21 protein-coding genes are annotated in these 18,235 nt (G+C 60.3%); 16 read left to right on the top strand and 5 right to left on the bottom strand.

The window, feature by feature from the left end; genetic code table 11:
* Positions 1-147 precede the first annotated feature (147 nt).
* From BLP65_RS02245 to BLP65_RS02230, 4 genes are all read right to left on the bottom strand, one after another.
* A complete protein-coding gene (locus BLP65_RS02245) occupies positions 148-1,152 on the bottom strand; it encodes a KpsF/GutQ family sugar-phosphate isomerase (RefSeq protein ID WP_092992141.1) in 1,005 nt (334 codons plus the stop codon).
* 20 nt (positions 1,153-1,172) lie between these two features.
* Entirely contained in the window at positions 1,173-1,373 is a 201-nt protein-coding gene (locus tag BLP65_RS02240) for a heavy-metal-associated domain-containing protein (RefSeq protein WP_092992139.1), read from the bottom strand.
* Positions 1,374-1,405: 32 nt separating this feature from the next.
* Positions 1,406-2,395 carry a calcium/sodium antiporter gene (locus tag BLP65_RS02235; RefSeq protein WP_317623045.1) on the bottom strand — a complete coding sequence of 330 codons (990 nt, stop codon included), beginning with the start codon at positions 2,393-2,395 and terminating at the stop codon, positions 1,406-1,408.
* Positions 2,396-2,750: 355 nt separating this feature from the next.
* The gene (locus BLP65_RS02230) at positions 2,751-3,533 is read right to left on the bottom strand and encodes an MlaA family lipoprotein (RefSeq protein ID WP_217631868.1); all 783 of its coding nucleotides are present in this window, start codon (positions 3,531-3,533) and stop codon (positions 2,751-2,753) included.
* A 213-nt stretch (positions 3,534-3,746) separates the two neighbouring features.
* On the opposite strand from BLP65_RS02230, the gene BLP65_RS02225 reads away from it, so the two are divergent.
* The 11 genes from BLP65_RS02225 to hisC all read left to right on the top strand — a co-directional run bounded on the left by BLP65_RS02225 (position 3,747) and on the right by hisC (position 12,616).
* Positions 3,747-4,367 (top strand): DUF72 domain-containing protein, encoded by a 621-nt coding sequence (locus BLP65_RS02225; protein ID WP_092992135.1) that lies wholly within the window; start codon positions 3,747-3,749, stop codon positions 4,365-4,367.
* Positions 4,368-4,493: 126 nt separating this feature from the next.
* Entirely contained in the window at positions 4,494-5,324 is an 831-nt protein-coding gene (locus BLP65_RS02220; RefSeq protein WP_092992133.1) for an ABC transporter ATP-binding protein, read from the top strand.
* Entirely contained in the window at positions 5,315-6,112 is a 798-nt protein-coding gene (gene mlaE / locus BLP65_RS02215) for a lipid asymmetry maintenance ABC transporter permease subunit MlaE (RefSeq protein ID WP_399350735.1), read from the top strand. Before BLP65_RS02220 ends, mlaE begins: the two co-directional genes overlap by 10 nt.
* A complete protein-coding gene (gene mlaD / locus BLP65_RS02210; protein WP_175452409.1) occupies positions 6,109-6,594 on the top strand; it encodes an outer membrane lipid asymmetry maintenance protein MlaD in 486 nt (161 codons plus the stop codon). Before mlaE ends, mlaD begins: the two co-directional genes overlap by 4 nt.
* A complete protein-coding gene (locus BLP65_RS02205; RefSeq protein WP_092992129.1) occupies positions 6,591-7,220 on the top strand; it encodes an MlaC/ttg2D family ABC transporter substrate-binding protein in 630 nt (209 codons plus the stop codon). The genes mlaD and BLP65_RS02205 overlap by 4 nt, the downstream gene beginning before the upstream one ends.
* Entirely contained in the window at positions 7,217-7,510 is a 294-nt protein-coding gene (locus tag BLP65_RS02200; RefSeq protein WP_092992127.1) for an STAS domain-containing protein, read from the top strand. The genes BLP65_RS02205 and BLP65_RS02200 overlap by 4 nt, the downstream gene beginning before the upstream one ends.
* Before the next feature lie 134 nt (positions 7,511-7,644).
* Complete coding sequence (locus BLP65_RS02195; protein ID WP_092992126.1) at positions 7,645-7,899, top strand: BolA family protein; 255 nt, start codon at positions 7,645-7,647, stop codon at positions 7,897-7,899.
* A 21-nt stretch (positions 7,900-7,920) separates the two neighbouring features.
* The gene (murA, locus tag BLP65_RS02190) at positions 7,921-9,222 is read left to right on the top strand and encodes a UDP-N-acetylglucosamine 1-carboxyvinyltransferase (RefSeq protein WP_092992124.1); all 1,302 of its coding nucleotides are present in this window, start codon (positions 7,921-7,923) and stop codon (positions 9,220-9,222) included.
* Positions 9,219-9,857 carry an ATP phosphoribosyltransferase gene (hisG, locus tag BLP65_RS02185; protein WP_092992122.1) on the top strand — a complete coding sequence of 213 codons (639 nt, stop codon included), beginning with the start codon at positions 9,219-9,221 and terminating at the stop codon, positions 9,855-9,857. The genes murA and hisG overlap by 4 nt, the downstream gene beginning before the upstream one ends.
* 238 nt (positions 9,858-10,095) lie before the next feature.
* Positions 10,096-11,400, top strand: a complete 1,305-nt coding sequence (gene hisD, locus BLP65_RS02180; protein WP_092992120.1) for a histidinol dehydrogenase — start codon at positions 10,096-10,098, stop codon at positions 11,398-11,400.
* A gap of 136 nt (positions 11,401-11,536) precedes the next feature.
* Positions 11,537-12,616, top strand: coding sequence for a histidinol-phosphate transaminase (gene hisC, locus BLP65_RS02175; protein WP_092992325.1), 1,080 nt, complete (start codon positions 11,537-11,539; stop codon positions 12,614-12,616).
* A gap of 40 nt (positions 12,617-12,656) precedes the next feature.
* Here hisC and BLP65_RS02170 read toward each other — a convergent pair whose 3' ends face one another.
* The gene (locus tag BLP65_RS02170) at positions 12,657-13,823 is read right to left on the bottom strand and encodes a S1C family serine protease (protein ID WP_092992118.1); all 1,167 of its coding nucleotides are present in this window, start codon (positions 13,821-13,823) and stop codon (positions 12,657-12,659) included.
* 125 nt (positions 13,824-13,948) lie between these two features.
* On the opposite strand from BLP65_RS02170, the gene BLP65_RS02165 reads away from it, so the two are divergent.
* From BLP65_RS02165 to sspA, 5 genes are all read left to right on the top strand, one after another.
* Complete coding sequence (locus tag BLP65_RS02165) at positions 13,949-14,698, top strand: Nif3-like dinuclear metal center hexameric protein (protein WP_092992116.1); 750 nt, start codon at positions 13,949-13,951, stop codon at positions 14,696-14,698.
* A gap of 184 nt (positions 14,699-14,882) precedes the next feature.
* Positions 14,883-15,476, top strand: a complete 594-nt coding sequence (gene petA / locus BLP65_RS02160) for a ubiquinol-cytochrome c reductase iron-sulfur subunit (protein WP_092992114.1) — start codon at positions 14,883-14,885, stop codon at positions 15,474-15,476.
* 8 nt (positions 15,477-15,484) lie between these two features.
* On the top strand, positions 15,485-16,696 hold the full coding sequence (locus BLP65_RS02155; protein WP_399350790.1) for a cytochrome b: 1,212 nt from the start codon (positions 15,485-15,487) through the stop codon (positions 16,694-16,696).
* Positions 16,693-17,427 (top strand): cytochrome c1, encoded by a 735-nt coding sequence (locus tag BLP65_RS02150; RefSeq protein ID WP_092992110.1) that lies wholly within the window; start codon positions 16,693-16,695, stop codon positions 17,425-17,427. The genes BLP65_RS02155 and BLP65_RS02150 overlap by 4 nt, the downstream gene beginning before the upstream one ends.
* A 145-nt stretch (positions 17,428-17,572) precedes the next feature.
* Positions 17,573-18,199 carry a stringent starvation protein SspA gene (sspA, locus tag BLP65_RS02145; protein ID WP_092992108.1) on the top strand — a complete coding sequence of 209 codons (627 nt, stop codon included), beginning with the start codon at positions 17,573-17,575 and terminating at the stop codon, positions 18,197-18,199.
* Positions 18,200-18,235: the final 36 nt, after the last annotated feature.

Genomic DNA, 18,235 nt, shown 5'->3' with positions numbered 1-18,235 from the left:
CTCACTTCGTTCGCGAGGTTCGAGGTACAAGATACGAGATACGGGGGGATGTGTCGCTAGGCGACGATGATTTGATCAAACGGCGCGAAGCGCACAAACACCTCGAATCTCAAATCTCAAATCTCGAATCTCGTCCCTCGTATCTGTCTATACCACGCCGGCCCGCAGCAGATCGTGCATGTTGAGTGCGCCCAGCAGCTTGCCCTCGTCATCCACCACAGGCAAGGCGTTGATCTTGCGGGACTCCATGATTTGCAGGGCCTCCGCGGCCAGCATGGCGGGCCCGGCGGTGACGCTGCCGCGGTGCATGACCTCGGCAATCGGCACGTTGGAAAAGTGGAAGTCGCCATGGTCCAGGAGTCGGCGCAGGTCGCCATCGGTGAAGATACCGATTAGCCGCTCTTCGGCATCAACCACCGAAGTCATTCCCAGCCCCTTTTCGGTCATTTCCACCAGCGCCTCTGAAAGGCGTGCATTTTCATGTACTTGCGGCGAGGCTTCGCCGGTATGCATCAAATCCTCGATGCGTAACAGCAGGCGCCGGCCCAGTGTTCCGGCCGGGTGAGAGCGGGCGAAATCCTCGGCGGTAAAGCCGCGTGACTCCAGCAGCGCCACGGCCATGGCATCACCCATGGCGAGCGTGGCGGTGGTACTGGCGGTCGGTGCCAATCCCAGTGGACACGCCTCTTTTTCCACCGAGACATCGATATGCACGGTCGCGGTCTGCGCAAGACGCGAAGCCGGTTTTCCGGTAAGGGCGATCATCGGAACGGCCAACCGCTTGATGAGCGGCAGGATGGTAAGCAATTCGTCGGTTTCCCCGGAATTCGACAGCGCCAGCACCACGTCCTTGGGCGTGATCATTCCCAGATCGCCGTGACTGGCCTCACCGGGATGCACAAAGAAAGCCGGGGTGCCGGTGCTGGCCAGGGTGGCGGCAATCTTGGCCCCGATATGACCCGATTTGCCCATGCCGGTGACCACCACCCGCCCTTCACAGGCCAGCATCAGTCGGCAGGCGGCGGCGAATTCACCGTCCAGGCGTTCCGCCAGACACGCAACTGCCCGGGACTCCGTCTCCAATACCGCGCGGCCCAGATCGCAAAGACGGACATCGTCGGTCGTTCGCGGCATGCCAGTGCGCTGTTTCATGCTAATTGGCACTTTCAGAGCTACGCCTCCGGGTAACCGAGCTCGGTGAGTTTGGCGCTGAGCTGATCCCGGTCCAGAGTATCCCCTTTTACGGTGACCGTGCCGCCTTCGACCACCACCTCGACATCGCTGACACCGGGCAATTCCTTGAGGCCGTTTTCGATATTGCTCGCGCAACCGGCGCACTTGACGTTTTGGACGGTGAACTGTTCAGTCTGCATCGTGAACTCCTCATCAGTTGAATTGTGCGGTGTCAGGCGCCGGCACCCTGAACACTCTCATACAGCAGCCACAGGTAGCCGACATAGGCAGCCAGCAGGATACCGCCTTCGGTGCGACTGATGTGGCCGGGCTTGCGGAATCCGTAGGCCATGGCGAACAGCGCCACGCTCAGGCCGATCATGATCGGATAGTCGCGGGTGAGGATATCTTCCTGCAGCACGGCCGGGTGGATTAGCCCGGGCATGCCCAGCACCGCCAGCAGGTTGAACATATTGGAGCCCAACACGTTGCCGATGGCAATATCGTGCTCTCCCTTCAATGCGCTCATGATCGAGGCGGCCAATTCCGGAAGGCTGGTGCCCAGGGCGATTATTGTCAGCCCGATAATCAGGTCCGGTACCTCGAACCACTGGGCGATATTGACCGCGCCCCATACCAGAAGCCGTGAACTGCCAACCAGCACCGTTATGCCCAGCAGTAGCCAGAATATTGCCCTGGCGGTGCCCATTTCCGGGGGAAGTTCGTTGCTGTACTCGGCATCCAGCGGGTCGGTCTCCCCGCCGGCACGCTGCCGAAGGGCCAGATTTACTATCCAGTAGATGACCAGGCCCATGCCCAGCACCAGGAGTACGCCATCGAGTCGCCCCAGGTGCCCGTCCAGCAGCAGTCCCAGGGCGATTAGCATCACCACCAGCAGTAGCGGGAATTCGCGGCGCAGGGTCTCCGAACGTACCGCAAGTGGCGTGATTACGGCTGTAGCGCCCAGCACCAGCGCGACGTTGGTGATATTGGAGCCAATCGCGTTGCCGACTCCCATGTCCGGGCTGCCGGCCCAGGCGGCAGTGGCGGATACCAGTATTTCCGGGGCGGAGGTGCCTACCCCGACCACGGTCAGGCCGATTACCATGGGCGTGACGCCCAGGTTGCGGGCGATTGCGGCCGCGCCTTCCACGAAGCGATCGGCACCCCATACCAGCAGGGCGAAACCGGCCAGTACGGCGAGTGAAGACGACAGCAGCATGACTTTTCCGAACTCCGTTAGTGTACTGTTGCATGCTTGGCGGTGCTTTCAGCGAGCCGCTGGCCGGCCAGATGCAAGGCGCGTTTCGCAGGGAATGGCGCGCCCTTTTCAAGAAACGTAACGCAGCAGATGGCCGGCCAGCGGCTCGCCCGAAGGGAGCCCCCCAAAAACGCCATGACGGCGTTGCGGACTCCATCCCTGGAGTCCGCCCTTCGGGCCAGCCTTCGGCTGTCCGAATCCGCTCCCGGCGGATTCGTGCAGCGCTTGACAAGGGAATAACCATTGCCTGCGCGCTGCGCCTTGTCCTGACTTTTTTGGGGGGCTCTGAAAGTATCGCCAAGCATGCAACAGTACACTAGGGCTCACCGCTCGCGGCAGGGGCGGGCTCGTCGAGAAAAGAGTCATCCAGGAATGAATCGTCCAGGAACGGATCGGAATCTGTCATGGGCGGGCTGCCATCGTGGATCAGGCTTTGTCGGCGCTGCAGATAGGAGTCCCGCATGAATCCGTAGGGGTCCAATGCGGCTTGGTCAAGCACGCGGCTGGCGCGCAGTAGTCCGGCACGCGTATCCACCGCTTCCAGGCCAATCAGGCTCCAGCGGGTAGTATCGTCACCCAAATGGTACGCGGGATAGGCATAGCCATCCGGGATCCGGCCGAAGCCGTCGCGCAGCGTGCTGGGCCCGAGGAACGGCAGCACCAGATAGGGGCCGCTTCCCACGCCCCAGTAACCCAGCGTCTGTCCGAAGTCTTCGTTATGCTTGAGGAAATCCATTGGCGTGGCTACGTCGATGAGTCCACCAAGCCCCACGGTGGTATTGAAGGTTATGCGGCCTGCGTCGGACACCGCCTGCTTGAATTTGAACTGCAGCAGATTGTTGACGAGGGTGACCACGTCGTCGAGATTGCCGAAGAAATTGGAGATGCCGCGGTTGACCGGCCTGGGGAGCACATCCTGGTAGGTCTGGGCCACAGGCTTTAGCAGTGCCTGGTCGAAGGCGTCGTTGAAACGGTAGACGGCCCGGTTGAAACCTTCCAGCGGATCGTTGGGCTCCTCGGGCCATGCTTCCTGTGCACCGGCAGCGCCGGCAAGCAGCAGCAGTATTCCGGCCATGGCCGGTGTGCGGGTTGGCAGCACCTGTATATCCTTCTTTCCCGGGCTCTAAGGACGCGCATTATCCGCAGGCGGAGGTGTCGTGATCAAGGCCGATTGGTGAACTCGCGTGATTCTCTCCCAAACTGCGGGTGTCGGAGAGGCTAGTCCCGACGCGCCTGCAGCCGGCTTATGCTGCAGGAAGAGAGCCGGGCAGGTTACCATTGCCGCCTTTTACAGGGTAGCAGGAGGAGCTTCGTGCAAATTGGGGCCTATGGCTGGGACCATGACGGGTGGCAGGGGCATTTTTACCCGGATGATCTGCCGGCCGAATGGCGTCTTGGCTACTATGCGGGTGAATTCTCGGCGGTGGTGGTGCCGGTTGCCGACTGGATCGGATTGACTCCGGAAATGGCGGACGAATGGCGCAGTGACACTAGTGCAGAGTTCCGTTTCTACCTGGAATTACCGGGGGAAGGGGCACCATCGATGGAGCCCGGCCGGCTGAGCGCGATTGCGGCACCTCTGGGTGAACGTCTGGGGGGGTTGGTCGCCGATTTCGGGTGTGAGCCCCCCCCACGGGCCCTCCTTGCCGGCGAATGGACCGCGCTGGCACCGGTTGGTCTGATTGCCGCAGCGGATTGCGCAGACGCACAGGTCGACATCTGTTCGTCTGACGGGAGCCGTTGTCGCGGACCCGGGCGGCTGGCGTTGCGCCGCTGCACAGAGAGCCGTGTCGAGCCGCGGGCGCTGCGTGAATTTCTGGAGCTGCTTGCCGCCACCGGAGCGGAGGAGGGATTGCTGTGGTGCGGCCGGGAACCCGATGTTCCGGAGACAATGCATCAGGCGCGGATCGTTGCCGATCTGCTGGGCGTGTAGGGTCAATTCCGTAGTGTGACGCCTGTCCGGTGCGAGTGATTGCACCTGTTGCCTTCAGGCATGTCGAGTTGACGCTTGGGCGACGGATAGCGGACACTTTGTATCTAACAAGAAAAAGGGGTTGGCATGTCTTCGGACAGTGAGCCATTGGTGAGTATTCGCGGCCTGCATTTCGCACGCGGGCGCAAGATGATCTTTGACGGGGTGGATATCGACATCCGTCGTGGAAAAGTCACCGCGATCATGGGGCCCAGCGGCACCGGCAAGACGACGCTGTTGCGCCTGATTGGTGGCCAGCTCCGGCCCGACAAGGGGAGCGTGCGCGTCGACGGTCTTGAAGTGCCGAAGCTCCGTACCCGGGAGTTATACCGGCTGCGTCGGCGCATGGGCATGCTGTTCCAGAGCGGGGCACTGCTGACCGATCTCAACGTCTTCGACAATGTGGCCTTTCCCCTGCGCGAGCATACCGATTTGCCGGAATCGATGATTCGGGACCTGGTGCTGATGAAGCTGGAGGCCGTCGGCCTGCGAGGCGCGCGCGGACTCACTACCGCCGAGCTTTCGGGGGGGATGGCACGGCGGGTAGCACTGGCCCGGGCGATCGCCCTGGATCCGATGATGATCCTGTATGACGAGCCGTTCACTGGTCAGGACCCCATTTCCATGGGAGTACTGGTCAAGCTCATTCGGGAGCTGAACGACGCCCTGGGATTGACCAGTGTGATCGTTTCCCATGATGTGCAGGAGACCTCGGCCATCGCCGATGACATCTACCTGCTTTCGGACGGCAAGGTGGTCGCCCACGGCAGCCCGGACGAGCTGGAGCACTATGATTCCGAGTGGGCGCGCCAATTTCTCAAGGCCCTGCCGGACGGGCCGGTGCCATTCCACTATCCGGCGCCCGACTTCGCTGAAGACCTGCTGGCGGGCAGTGAAGGGGGCCGTGCATGGCAATGAAGGGACCCGCCGGCTGGTTCCAGGCTCTGGGTGCCAGCGCATTGGGCTTTTTCGAGCGGCTTGGACGCGGTCATCTTCTGCTGTTTTCGATCCTGGCCCGCCTGCCGGCCCTGGTGCCGCGTTTCGGGCTGGTGGTGCAGCAGATCTACAGCGTCGGCGTACTCTCGCTACTGATTATTCTGGTCTCGGGCCTCTTCGTCGGGATGGTGCTGGGTCTACAGGGTTACTACACGCTGGTCGACTTCGGGGCCGAGCAGTCCCTGGGTACCGTCGTGGCGCTGACGCTGGTGCGCGAGCTGGGACCGGTGGTGACCGCGCTGCTGTTTGCCGGTCGCGCCGGATCGGCCCTGACCGCGGAGATCGGACTGATGAAGGCGACCGAGCAACTCTCCGGAATGGAGATGATGGCGGTGGACCCCATCAAGCGGACCCTGGCCCCACGTTTCCTGGCGGGCTTTCTCTCCCTGCCTCTGCTGGCGGCGATTTTCAGTGCCGTCGGCATCATGGGCGGCTATATCGTGGGGGTACAACTGCTGGGTGTCGATGAGGGTGCCTACTGGTCGCAGATGCAAAACAGCGTCAATTTTTGGGATGACATCAACAACGGTGTCATCAAGAGTCTGGCATTCGGCTTCGTAGCCTCGTGGATCGCGGTTTTCGAGGGTTATGACGCCATACCGACCTCCGAGGGGGTGAGCCGGGCCACGACCCGTACGGTGGTTCACACCTCGCTGGCGGTGCTGGGATTGGATTTCATTTTGACGGCTTTGATGTTCGGGGAACCCTGATGCGTTCTAGGATGATTGAGATTTGGGTGGGAGTGTTCGTGGCCGGTGGGCTGGCGGCGCTTTCCATGCTGGCAATGCAGGTGAGCAACCTGACGTCGGTCGGTGAAGCGGACGGCTACGAGATCAAGGCCCGCTTCGACAACATCAGCGGGCTGAATGTCCGTTCGCCGGTCACCATGGCCGGTGTGCGTATCGGGCGGGTGGTCGATATCGACTTCGATGAGAAGACCTTCGAGGCGGTGGTTAGCATGCGCATCGAGTCGCAGTATGACCAGTTGCCCGAGGACAGCAGCGCCTCGGTATTCACCTCCGGCTTGCTGGGGGAGAAATATGTCGGGCTGGAACCGGGTGGTGCGCTGGACAACCTTGCCGATGGGGACGTTATTCATCTGACACAGTCCTCACTGGTGCTGGAAAGGCTCATCGGCCAGTTCCTGTTCAGCCAGGGATCGGATGATTCGAAGGAGGGAGCAGAGCCATGAAACGGATTCGAGGGATAGTACTTTGGGGCCTGACGGCATGGTTTTTGTGTGCGGGCCCGGCGGCGGCCCAATCCCAATCGGCCGAGGAGGCGCAATCGCTGGTACGGGAGACCACCGATGCCGTGCTTTCCCGGCTCGAGGCAAAGCGTGAGACCTTGCAGCAGAATCCCGAGGAGCTCTACGCCCTGATCGAAGATATTGTTCTGCCTCACTTCGACTTCGAGGCCATGTCACGCCTTGTTCTCGCCCGGCACTGGCGTACCGCCAGCGAGGAGCAGCGTCGACAGTTTGTGGAGGAGTTTCGTCGTCTTCTGGTGCGTACCTACGGCACGGCCCTTCTGGAATACAGCGGCGAGACGATCAATTATCGGCCGGTTCATGCCGAAGAGAACGCCGATCGGGTCAGCGTGCCCACCGAAGTCGTTTCGGACCGGGGCGGACCCTCGATACCCATCGACTATCGGCTCCATCAGGCGGACGGCAAGTGGTTGGTCTACGACATCAGCGTGGACGGAGTCAGTCTGCTGCTCAACTACCGTAACGAATACAACAGTGTGGTTCGGCGGGAGGGGATGGATACCTTGCTTGAACGCATGTCCGAGAAGAACGGCCGGGCGCCTTCATGATGACCGGCCGTTTCAAAGTCGATGACGGGTCGTGCCGGGTGGAAGGGGAGTTGACCTTCGAAACGGTGACCGATGTCCTGAAGCAGAGTGATTCGGTTTTCAAAACGGGCAGTGGCGCTCTCGTCATTGACCTCTCAGGGGTGACACGGTCCGACAGCGCGGGTGTCACGCTTCTGATGGAATGGCTGCGAAGGGCCCGGCAGGCCGATCTGGAGCTCCATTTTCAACAGATCCCCGAACAGATGCGGGCGATTGCCCGCACCAGTGGCATGGAGCCGCTGCTGCAATAGGAGCCGTGGCTCCCGCCGCTTCTGCGGCGTTGCCGGGCAAAGTATGCGGCCGTACTCATCTCGGTCGTAGGACAGATGACAGGACCTTCGGACGCGCGTTAAGATGGGCGGCTATTGTCGACGCTGGAGTCACTATGGAACCTGAAGCGGTTAAAGATCTCATCGAAGCCGGGCTGCCGGGGGTCGATGTCACCGTCCAGGGCGATGGCAGTCACTTTGACGTCACCGCCGTTGGCGACGTTTTTGATGGGAAGTCGATGGTGGAACAGCAGAAAATGATCTACGCCACACTGGGCGAGCGGATCACCAGCGGCGAGATCCACGCGATTAATATCAAGTGCTACACGCCGGCCCAATGGGCGACGGCGAGTAAGCTCAAGGTCGACTGAACGGACCGGACCTTTTGCCGAATGGACAAACTTATCATTACCGGCGGCGCTGCCTTGAACGGCGAGATTCGCATTGCCGGCGCCAAGAATGCCGCCCTGCCCATCCTTGCCGCCACCCTTCTGGCTGATGAGCCGGTGACAGTATGCAATGTCCCCCATCTGCACGACATCACCACTACCATGGAACTGCTCGGCAATATGGGCGTCGAGTTGGTGGTGGACGAGAAGCTCAATATCGAGGTGCGCTCCTCAACCATTCGGAACTTCTACGCTCCGTATGAACTGGTACGGACCATGCGCGCCTCCATTCTGGTGCTCGGGCCGATGCTGGCACGTTTTGGCAAGGCCGAAGTCTCGTTGCCGGGGGGCTGTGCCATCGGCTCGCGGCCGGTCAACTTGCATATCAATGGGCTCCGGCAGATGGGCGCCGATATCCGGGTTGAAAACGGCTATATAAAGGCCACCAGTCCCGGCCGACTGAAGGGCGCCAAGCTGATGATGGAGCTGGTGTCGGTGACCGGTACCGAGAACCTGATGATGGCGGCGGCCCTCGCCAAGGGCACGAGTGTCATCGAGAATGCCGCCCGCGAGCCGGAGGTGGTGGATCTGGCCTGCTGCCTGAATTCACTGGGTGCACGGATCTCCGGAGCGGGTACCGATACCATTGTCATCGAGGGTGTGGAACGCTTGCGTGGTGGACGCTATTGCGTACTGCCGGATCGCATCGAAACCGGCACCTACCTGGTGGCTGCAGCCATCAGTGGAGGTCGGGTCAAGCTCAAGGACACCCGGCCGGATCTCCTGGATGGCGTGCTTTCGAAGCTCACGGAAGCCGGGGCCGAAGTCGAGTGCGGCGACGACTGGATCAGCCTGGACATGAAAGGCAACCGACCGCGCGCAGTCGATGTGCATACCGCCCCGTACCCGGCTTTCCCCACGGATATGCAGGCGCAGTTCACGGCCATGAACTCGGTCGCGGAAGGGACGGCCACGATCACCGAAACCGTGTTCGAAAACCGTTTTATGCATGTGCAGGAGCTGCAGCGCATGGGGGCCAATATTCGCCTGGAGGGTAACACCGCCGTTATTCGCGGGGTGGAAAAGTTGACGGCTGCCCCTGTCATGGCAACCGACCTGCGCGCCTCCGCCAGCCTGGTTCTGGCCGGACTGGTGGCAGAGGGCGACACCCTGGTCGACCGCATCTATCACATCGATCGCGGGTACGACTGCATCGAGGAGAAGCTTTCGCAGCTGGGTGCCTGTATTCGCCGCATTCCCGAACATCAGTATACCCGCTCGGCAGCGCTGGATGTGATGCCATGAGTGAAACGCTGACCATAGCCCTTTCGAAGGGACGCATCTTCAAGGAGACACTGCCGTTGCTTGCCCATGCAGGCATTGAGCCGGTGGATGATCCGGAGAAGAGCCGCAAGCTGATCCTCGATACCAATCACGATGAAGTGAAACTGGTGATTATCCGCGCCTCGGACGTACCGACCTATGTCGAGTACGGGGCGGCAGACCTGGGCGTCGCCGGCAAGGACGTGCTGATGGAGCATGGCGGTGAGGGGTTGTACGAGCCTTTGGATCTGAAGATCGCCCGTTGCCGTTTGATGGTGGCGGGAGCGACAGAGGGACCGGCGCATGAGCGCCGCCTGAAGATCGCCACCAAATTTGTAAACAGTACCCGCCGGTACTATGCCCGCAAAGGCCAGCAGGTGGAGATCATTAAGCTGTATGGCTCGATGGAACTCGCGCCGCTGGTGGGTCTGGCCGATTACATCGTCGACCTTGTCGATACCGGAAACACCCTGAAGGCCAACGGCCTGCAGCCGCTGGAGCATATCGCCGATATCAGCTCCCGCCTGGTGGTGAACAAAGCCTCGATGAAGACCAAGCACGTGACCATCAAGCGATTCATCGACGACATTGCCCAGGCGGTGGAGAGCCGCGCCTAGGAACTATTCGTTCGAACCGCAAAGACGCCAAGAGCGCAAAGAGCGACTCGAAGTTTTTATTTCAAACCCGGTTGCCGAGCGGTGATACGCACCATGTTCAGGAACTCTATTCGGGTTTGATGTTGCTAGCGTTAGCATCCTCGCCGCTTGGCTCCAGGCCGTCCATCGAAAAGCATCATGAGGCAGTTCTTTGCGGTCTTTGCGCCTTTGCGGTTAATAACACGAGTTGAAAGTAGCCATGCCGAATATCCGAAGGTTCGACACGAAGCAACCCGATTTCTGGAGTGAGTTGGAGTCCCTGCTTTCCTGGGAAGGGGTCTCTGATGACAAGGTCAACGGGATTGTCCGCGATATCCTGAAGGCGGTTCGGGAGCGCGGCGATGCGGCGCTGGTGGAGTTGACGAACCGGCTGGACCGGATGGATGTGAAGAGCATCCGGGACCTGGAGATCCCGAGGGAAAGGCTTGAACAGGCACTGGCGGCGATCTCCACCGAGCAGCGCCAGGCGCTGGAACTCTCCGCCAGCCGTGTTCGCCTTTACCACGAGCATCAGAAGGGTGAATCCTGGAGCTATACCGAGCCCGATGGCACTCTGCTCGGGCAGCAGATCTCACCGCTGGAGCGCGCCGGGCTCTATGTGCCGGGCGGCAAGGCGGCTTACCCGTCATCGGTTCTGATGAACGGCATCCCCGCCAAGGTGGCCGGAGTCGGTGAACTGATCATGGTGGTGCCGACGCCGGATGGCGAAATCAACGATCTGGTTCTTGCCGCAGCGGCGGTGGTCGGAGTCGACCGGGTGTTTGCTCTCGGGGGCGCCCAGGCCATTGCGGCCCTTGCCTATGGAACCGAAACCGTGCCCGCAGTGGACAAGATCGTCGGGCCCGGCAACATCTTTGTCGCGACCGCCAAAGGTATGGTCTACGGCACGGTCGGCATCGACATGATCGCGGGGCCTTCCGAGATTCTGGTGATCTGTGACGGGGAGACGGACCCGGACTGGATTGCCATGGACCTGTTTTCCCAGGCCGAACACGATGAAGATGCCCAATCGATTCTGGTGTGTCCCGACGGCGCCTTTCTCGACCGGGTCGGTGAAGCGATTGCACGGCTCCTGCCCACCATGGAGCGGGCGGAGATCATCCGCACCTCTCTGGAAGCGCGCGGGGCATTCATACAGGTGAAGGACATGGATGAGGCGGTGGATGTGGCCAACTTCATCGCCCCTGAGCACCTGGAGTTGTCGGTTGCCGATCCGGAGGCGATGGCGCCCCGTATTCGACATGCCGGAGCCATCTTCATGGGCCGTTACACGGCCGAGGCGCTGGGCGATTACTGTGCCGGACCCAACCACGTCCTGCCCACATCGCGCACGGCACGCTTCTCCTCGCCCCTGGGCGTCTACGACTTCCAGAAACGCTCCAGTCTCCTCATGTTCTCTCCCGAGGGTGCCTCGGAAATGGGGAAAATCGCTTCGACCTTCGCCCGCGGCGAAGGCCTGACCGCCCATGCCCGATCGGCCGAATATCGGATAAAGAAACATTAACCACGGGGTGCACGGGGAACACGGGGAATTTTCGACCATAAAGAAAACTGCTCAAGAAAACATTCTTCCCGTACTCTGCAGCGAAAAACTGAAGTCCCCCGTGCTCCCCGTGTCCCCCGTGGTTAAAACCGACGTTATGAAAAAAGAACTCATCGACAAATGGATTCGGCCGGAGATTCGGGCCATCAATGCCTATCCGGTGCCGGATCCCGGCAGGCTGATCAAGCTGGACGCCATGGAAAATCCCTACACTCTGCCGCCGGAACTCCTGGAGGAGTGGCTGGACGCGTTACGCGATGTACCGCTCAACCGCTATCCGGATGCAAAGGCGCGCCATCTGACCGATCGTTTGCGGGCCACGATGGATGTGCCGGCGGGGATGGACCTGCTGCTCGGCAACGGCTCGGACGAGATCATCCAGATGCTGGCACTGGCCCTGGGCGGCCCCGGACGGACGGTACTGGCCCCCGAACCGGGTTTCGTCATGTACCGGATGATCGCCACCTTCACCGGAATGGATTACGTGGGTGTGCCGCTGCAGGAAGAGGATTTTGGCCTGAATCGGGACGCGATGCTGAAGGGTATCGATCAACATCAGCCCGCGATCGTCTATCTGGCTTACCCCAATAACCCGACGGGAAATCTTTTCGACCCGGAGGATATGGTCGCGATTATCGAGGCCGCGCCCGGACTGGTGGTGGTGGATGAGGCCTATCACGCATTTGCCGAACAGAGTTTCATGGGCCGCCTCGGTGAGTGGGACAACCTGCTGGTGATGCGCACCGTCTCCAAGCTGGGACTGGCGGGGCTGCGTCTGGGCTTCCTCGCCGGTCCGCGGGAGTGGATCGGCGAACTGGACAAGGTTCGGCTGCCCTACAACATCAATGTACTGACCCAGGTCAGTGGCGAATTCGCACTGAGCCATATGGGGGTACTGGATGAGCAGACCGCCCGTATCCGCGAGGAACGGGGCCGGCTGGCCTCGGCACTGGGTGGTATCGAGGGCGTAACCCCTTGTCCCTCAGCGGCCAACTTTATCCTGTTCCGCGTGGCGGATGATGCCGATGCGGTATTCGCCGGTTTGCAGGCGCGGGGCGTTCTCATCAAGAACCTGAACCCGGCAGGCGGGGCACTTTCCGGGTGCCTGCGGGTGACCGTCGGCACACCGGAAGAGAACGAGGCCTTCCTGGCAGCCTTGCGTGAAAGTCTCGGGTAAGTCGGCGATGTTGCACCGCAAAAGCCGACAGTTTTTGGGACTAGCGTCCCTCGGAGGTCGTCTGCAGCGGCCGTTCGGCGACTTCTGCCTGTAGTTCGAACGGCTGCCCATCGCGGGTTCCCCGGACGAGGATGTGGTCGCCGGGCTGGGCTCGGGTGATGGTGTTGAGTGCGTCGCGCAGATCGGTAATCGACTCGTTGCCGATTCCGGTTACGACATCGCCTGGTCTGAGACCGGAGCGATAGGCCGGTCCGTCGCGCAGCACGCCGGCAATAATGACTCCTTTTTCACTCTCCAGCCCGAAGGATTCCGCCAGTTCGGCCGTGATCTCCTGGATCTCGATGCCCAACCAGCCGCGGGAGACGTGGCCGGTCTCGATGATCTGGGTCATACTACCCTTGGCGAGCGTCATGGGAATGGCAAAGCCGATCCCCTGGGAGCCGCCGGTACGGGAAAAGATGGCGGTATTGATACCGACCAGTTCGCCGGTGGCGTTTATGAGGGCACCACCGGAGTTGCCCGGATTGATGGCCGCGTCGGTCTGGATGAAATTCTCGAAGGTGTTGATGCCCAGTTGGTTGCGTCCGGTCGCACTGGCGATTCCGAGCGTCACCGTTTGACCCACACCAAACGGATTACCAATGGCCAGCAGGACATCGCCGACCTGGAGCTCCTCGGAGCGACCCAGGGTTATCGTTGGCAGGTCCTCGAGGGCAATCTTGAGCACCGCCAGGTCCGCCTCCGGATCGGCGCCGACCACTTCGGCGTCTGTCTTGCGCCCGTCCCGCAGGGCCACGCGTATGGTATCGGCGTCTTCGATGACATGGTTGTTGGTCAGCACATAGCCGCGTGCGTTGACAATGACCCCGGAACCGAGCGATGACTCCTGGCGCTCCCGAGGTGGTACCTGGAAGCTGTCACCGAAAAAGTGGCGGAATATCGGATCGTCGAACATGCCATGGGGATCGTCCGCTGTGATCTTGCGCGTGTAGATATTGACGACGGCCGGGGCAGCGCGGGCGACAGCTTCGGCGTAGGATACCGGACCGCTTGCGGGAGAAACGGTGGTCGAAGTGGTGCTTTCGACGATCTCCACCACCGTCTGGTTTTCCAGCAGTTCCGGATGCCAAATCAGGACCACAAAGGCAGCAGCAAGCCCTACGGTAATCGACTGGAACAGAAACAACAGCGGTTTATAGCCCTTCATGCGCGGCTCCCATTGGGACTTGAGTTCCACAGTCTAACGCCTCTTCGGCAAATGACCACTGCATTCAGGGGCAACTGCGTTTTGAATCGAATTGGGATGAAACCCTGAAAGAAAGGGAGACAACGATGGCCCGACTCAGCGAAATCCTCACCTATACCGATGATCTGCTTGCAGTGGACGACTACCAGGACTACTGCCCCAATGGGTTGCAGGTCCAGGGCAGGGAGGAGGTCAATACGCTCGTTTCGGGCGTCACCGCCAGTCGCGAATTGCTGGAGCAGGCCGCTGAGGTCGGGGCGGACGCTCTTCTTGTTCATCACGGCTACTTCTGGAGAGGCGAAGATCCACGTGTGATCGGCATGAAATACCAGCGACTTCGCTGCCTGATCGACGCCGGGATTAGCCTGCTCGCTTACCATCTCCCCCTCGACGGGCATTCGGAATTGGGGAATAACGCCCGCCTGGGAGCCATGCTGGGTCTAGAGACCGGCGGCCACTTCGGGCGTGATCATCTGGCCCACTTCGCGGTGCTGAACACGCCCATCGCCTCCAGTGAGTTGGCCCGGCGGCTGGAAACCACTCTGGATCACGTCCCCTTGCATATTCCCGGAGCGCAGCGGCAGCTGCAACGCATCGGCTGGTGTACCGGGGCAGCTCAAGGTTTTCTGGCGGACGCAGCCGCTCTGGGACTCGATGCATTTATCAGCGGTGAAATCTCCGAGCCGACGGTGCACGTTGCGAGGGAACTCGGCATCGATTATTTCGCTGCCGGTCACCACGCCACCGAGCGCTACGGCGTCCAGGCCCTTGGGCGGCATCTGGCGGAACAATTCGGGGTTGAGCACCGCTTCATCGATGTGCCAAACCCGGTCTGACTACCTGAAGGGTCCGACTACCCCCTATGGAGGTACCTCTAACTTGACCTTCATTTAGGCGATGGGGGAAAATGCCTGTTGGTCAATTATAGAATATTGCTATTTTCTTGACCGCTCGCCGACGGTGGGTGGTTTTTTGCTTTGAGTTGATTAACTGAACTTTCCAGCGAGTGGGAGAGGCTTGATGAGCACTGAAGGTGTAGACAGGGGTCGGCGCCGGTTCCTCACCACTGTTACCGCAGGCGCGGGTGCAGTGGGTGTGGGTTTTGTAGCTGCCCCTTTTGTAATTTCCATGCAGCCGAGCGCGCGTGCCAAGGCAGCCGGTGCCCCGGTTGAAGCCGACATAAGCAAGCTCGAACCGGGCCAGATGGTGACCTATGAGTGGCGCGGCAAACCGGTCTGGATCGTTCGCCGTAGCGAGCGCAACCTCGATGATCTGCCTTCCATAAACGACAGATTGCGTGACCCGGCATCCGAGCAACCGCAGCAGCCGGAGTATGCCCAGAATCCCCAGCGCTCTATCAAGCCGGAGTTCCTGGTCATGATCGGTATTTGCACGCACTTGGGTTGTGCGCCCAGCTACCGTCCGGAGATTGCGCCGGCCGATTTGGGCGACGACTGGAGAGGCGGTTTTTTCTGTCCCTGCCACGGTTCCAAGTTCGACCTGGCTGGTCGCGTGTACTCGGGTGTGCCTGCGCCGCTGAACCTCGAGGTGCCGCCGCACATGTACCTGAGTGACACCCGCATCCTGGTGGGTGAAGATAAGGGAGCAGCCTGATGAGCGTCATGAACAGCGTAATGGGCTGGGTCGATGATCGCTTCCCGGCCTCCAAGATGTGGAAAGAGCACCTTTCCGAATACTATGCGCCGAAGAATTTCAACTTCTGGTATTTCTTCGGCTCTCTCGCCTTGCTGGTACTGGTGATCCAGATTGTCACCGGCATCTTCCTGACCATGAGTTACAAGCCCGACGCGACGCTCGCCTTCAGCTCTGTCGAGTACATCATGCGCGACGTGAACTGGGGCTGGCTGATCCGCTACATACACTCGACCGGTGCCTCGGCCTTCTTCGTGGTTGTCTATCTGCACATGTTCCGCGGGCTGATTTACGGCTCATACAAGCAGCCGCGGGAACTGCTGTGGATCTTCGGCATGTTGATCTACCTGGCGCTGATGGCCGAGGCCTTCTTTGGTTATCTGCTGCCTTGGGGACAGATGTCCTATTGGGGCGCCCAGGTGATCGTCTCCCTGTTCGGGGCGATCCCGATTGTAGGCGATGAGTTGTCGCTGTGGATTCGTGGTGACTTCGTGATTTCCGACGTGACCCTGAACCGCTTCTTTGCTTTCCATGTCATCGCAGTGCCGTTGGTACTGGTTGCCCTGGTCGCGGCCCATATCCTTGCCCTGCATGAAGTCGGCTCCAACAACCCCGACGGCGTGGAAATCAAGAAGAACAAGGACGAGAACGGCATCCCGAAAGATGGCATTCCGTTCCACCCCTACTACACGGTCAAGGACATTGTCGGCGTCGTCGTTTTCCTGATGTTCTTCTCCATTGTGGTGTTTTTCATGCCGGAGATGGGCGGTTATTTCCTTGAACATGCCAACTTCGAGCCGGCCGACCCGCTGAAGACTCCGCTGCATATCGCGCCAGTCTGGTACTTCACGCCGTTCTACGCCATCCTGCGCGCCATTCCCGACAAGTTCCTGGGTGTGGTCACCATGGGTGCCGCAGTGGTCATATTGTTCTTCCTGCCATGGCTCGATCGCAACCCGGTCAAATCCATCCGCTACCGCGGCTGGCAGTTCAAGGCGATGCTGACCCTGTTTGTGATTGCCTTCGTCGTGCTTGGTTACCTGGGTATGGAAGCGCCGTCGCCGGTCAAAACGTTTATCGCCCAGGTTGCGACGGCTATCTATTTCGCGTTCTTCCTGCTGATGCCCATCTACACGAAGATGGAAAAGAACAAGCCGGTTCCGGAAAGGGTGACGCAATGAAAAAGTTTATCTATGCACTACTGATCGCGGCGCTGCCTGGACTGACCATCGCAGCCGGCGGTGTCCAGCTGGACAAGGCCCCCATCGACCTGCATGACAAGGCCTCCCTGCAGCGCGGTGCCCAGCTGTTCGCCAACTACTGCCTGAGCTGCCACTCGGCTCAGTATATGCGCTTCAATCGCATGGCTCGGGACCTGGAAATGAGTGACGAGCAGGTTCGGGAGAATCTGATGTTCACCACTGACAAGGTGGGCGAAACCATGAACGTGGCCATGTCTGCGGACCAGGCCGAAACCTGGTTCGGCACGGCACCGCCGGACCTGTCGGTGCTGGCCCGTGCCCGGGGTGCGGACTACCTCTACACCTATTTCCGTACCTTTTATGTCGATGATTCGCGGCCGTTTGGCGTCAACAATGCCGTTTTTCCGGATGTCGGTATGCCGCATGTGCTGTGGGAACTGGAGGGTCTGAAAAAACCCATCCTGGAGAAGGTGGTTCACGGCGGTGAGGAGACCGAGGTAATCACCGGCTACCAACAGGTTACCGAGGGCAGCATGACCGAGGCCGAGTACGACCGTGCCGCCGCTGACCTGACCAATTTCATGGTCTACATGGCGGAACCGATTCGTACCGAGCGTGAACGTCTCGGCTGGTGGGTATTGGGCTTCCTGGGCGTGTTCTTCGTCTTCGCCTATCTGTTGAAGAAAGAGTACTGGCGGGACGTCCACTGACGCCGGGACTGCGGGCCGGTGTGCTATACTGCCTGACCGGCTCGCTGTTTTCTTGAAAACGCGGCGCGCCGCACATATTGGTTGACCCAGGGGTTTGGGCGTGCAGTCCAAACCCCCGTTCGTTTGATAGCAAGGAGAACTTCCCATGGGGGTGGTCGCCAACCGACGTTCCGTTATGACGCTATTCTCTGGTGACAATGATATCTATAGTCATCGAGTGAGAATCGTCCTTGCGGAGAAGGGGATCAATGTCGACATCGTCGATGTCGATCTCAACAACCTGCCAGAAGACCTGATTGACCTGAATCCCTACAACTCGGTCCCTACTCTGGTGGACCGTGATCTGGTGCTTTACCATTCCCAGATCATCATGGAATACCTGGACGAGCGTTTCCCTCATCCGCCACTGATGCCCGTGGACCCGGTATCCAGGGCCAACAACCGGATGATGCTCTACCGAATCGAGAAGGACCTTTACAGCTACGTCGATGTACTGGAAAACGGTCCCGAAAAAGCGGCCGTCAAGGCACGGAAGGAGATAAGGGACAGTCTCGTGGTGGTCAGTCCCGTCTTCGAACAAAAGCCGTTTTTCATGGCCGATGAATTTTCGCTGGTTGATTGCAGTCTCGCACCGCTGTTGTGGCGTCTGCCGGCCTACAACATCAGCCTGCCAAAACAGGCGGCACCGCTGGTGGCGTATGCGGAACGGCTGTTTGGGCGTGATTCGTTCCAGGCGAGCCTCAGTGAAGCGGAGCGCGAGCTCCGAAGCTGAAGTCCGAATGGTGCGGGGCAAACGGCCCCGCACCCG

Origin of the sequence: Thiohalomonas denitrificans, assembly GCF_900102855.1 — a bacterium.
GTDB classification, from domain to species: domain Bacteria; phylum Pseudomonadota; class Gammaproteobacteria; order Thiohalomonadales; family Thiohalomonadaceae; genus Thiohalomonas; species Thiohalomonas denitrificans.
The sequence above is the reverse complement of the archived record's forward strand: the minus strand, read 5'-3'. Positions and strand labels throughout refer to the sequence as shown.

Excerpts from the sequence above, each read along its gene's own strand:
- BLP65_RS02195 (WP_092992126.1), top strand. The coding sequence starts at position 7,645 with ATGGAACCTGAAGCGGTTAAAGATCTCATCGAAGCCGGGCTGCCGGGG.
- BLP65_RS02170 (WP_092992118.1), bottom strand. The coding sequence starts at position 13,823 with ATGAAGGGCTATAAACCGCTGTTGTTTCTGTTCCAGTCGATTACCGTA.
- BLP65_RS02205 (WP_092992129.1), top strand. The coding sequence starts at position 6,591 with ATGAAACGGATTCGAGGGATAGTACTTTGGGGCCTGACGGCATGGTTT.
- BLP65_RS02235 (WP_317623045.1), bottom strand. The coding sequence starts at position 2,395 with ATGCTGCTGTCGTCTTCACTCGCCGTACTGGCCGGTTTCGCCCTGCTG.
- BLP65_RS02200 (WP_092992127.1), top strand. The coding sequence starts at position 7,217 with ATGATGACCGGCCGTTTCAAAGTCGATGACGGGTCGTGCCGGGTGGAA.
- hisD (WP_092992120.1), top strand. The coding sequence starts at position 10,096 with ATGCCGAATATCCGAAGGTTCGACACGAAGCAACCCGATTTCTGGAGT.
- BLP65_RS02220 (WP_092992133.1), top strand. The coding sequence starts at position 4,494 with ATGTCTTCGGACAGTGAGCCATTGGTGAGTATTCGCGGCCTGCATTTC.
- BLP65_RS02245 (WP_092992141.1), bottom strand. The coding sequence starts at position 1,152 with ATGAAACAGCGCACTGGCATGCCGCGAACGACCGACGATGTCCGTCTT.
- BLP65_RS02155 (WP_399350790.1), top strand. The coding sequence starts at position 15,485 with ATGAACAGCGTAATGGGCTGGGTCGATGATCGCTTCCCGGCCTCCAAG.
- hisG (WP_092992122.1), top strand. The coding sequence starts at position 9,219 with ATGAGTGAAACGCTGACCATAGCCCTTTCGAAGGGACGCATCTTCAAG.
- petA (WP_092992114.1), top strand. The coding sequence starts at position 14,883 with ATGAGCACTGAAGGTGTAGACAGGGGTCGGCGCCGGTTCCTCACCACT.
- mlaE (WP_399350735.1), top strand. The coding sequence starts at position 5,315 with ATGGCAATGAAGGGACCCGCCGGCTGGTTCCAGGCTCTGGGTGCCAGC.
- hisC (WP_092992325.1), top strand. The coding sequence starts at position 11,537 with ATGAAAAAAGAACTCATCGACAAATGGATTCGGCCGGAGATTCGGGCC.
- BLP65_RS02150 (WP_092992110.1), top strand. The coding sequence starts at position 16,693 with ATGAAAAAGTTTATCTATGCACTACTGATCGCGGCGCTGCCTGGACTG.
- sspA (WP_092992108.1), top strand. The coding sequence starts at position 17,573 with ATGGGGGTGGTCGCCAACCGACGTTCCGTTATGACGCTATTCTCTGGT.
- BLP65_RS02240 (WP_092992139.1), bottom strand. The coding sequence starts at position 1,373 with ATGCAGACTGAACAGTTCACCGTCCAAAACGTCAAGTGCGCCGGTTGC.
- murA (WP_092992124.1), top strand. The coding sequence starts at position 7,921 with ATGGACAAACTTATCATTACCGGCGGCGCTGCCTTGAACGGCGAGATT.
- BLP65_RS02165 (WP_092992116.1), top strand. The coding sequence starts at position 13,949 with ATGGCCCGACTCAGCGAAATCCTCACCTATACCGATGATCTGCTTGCA.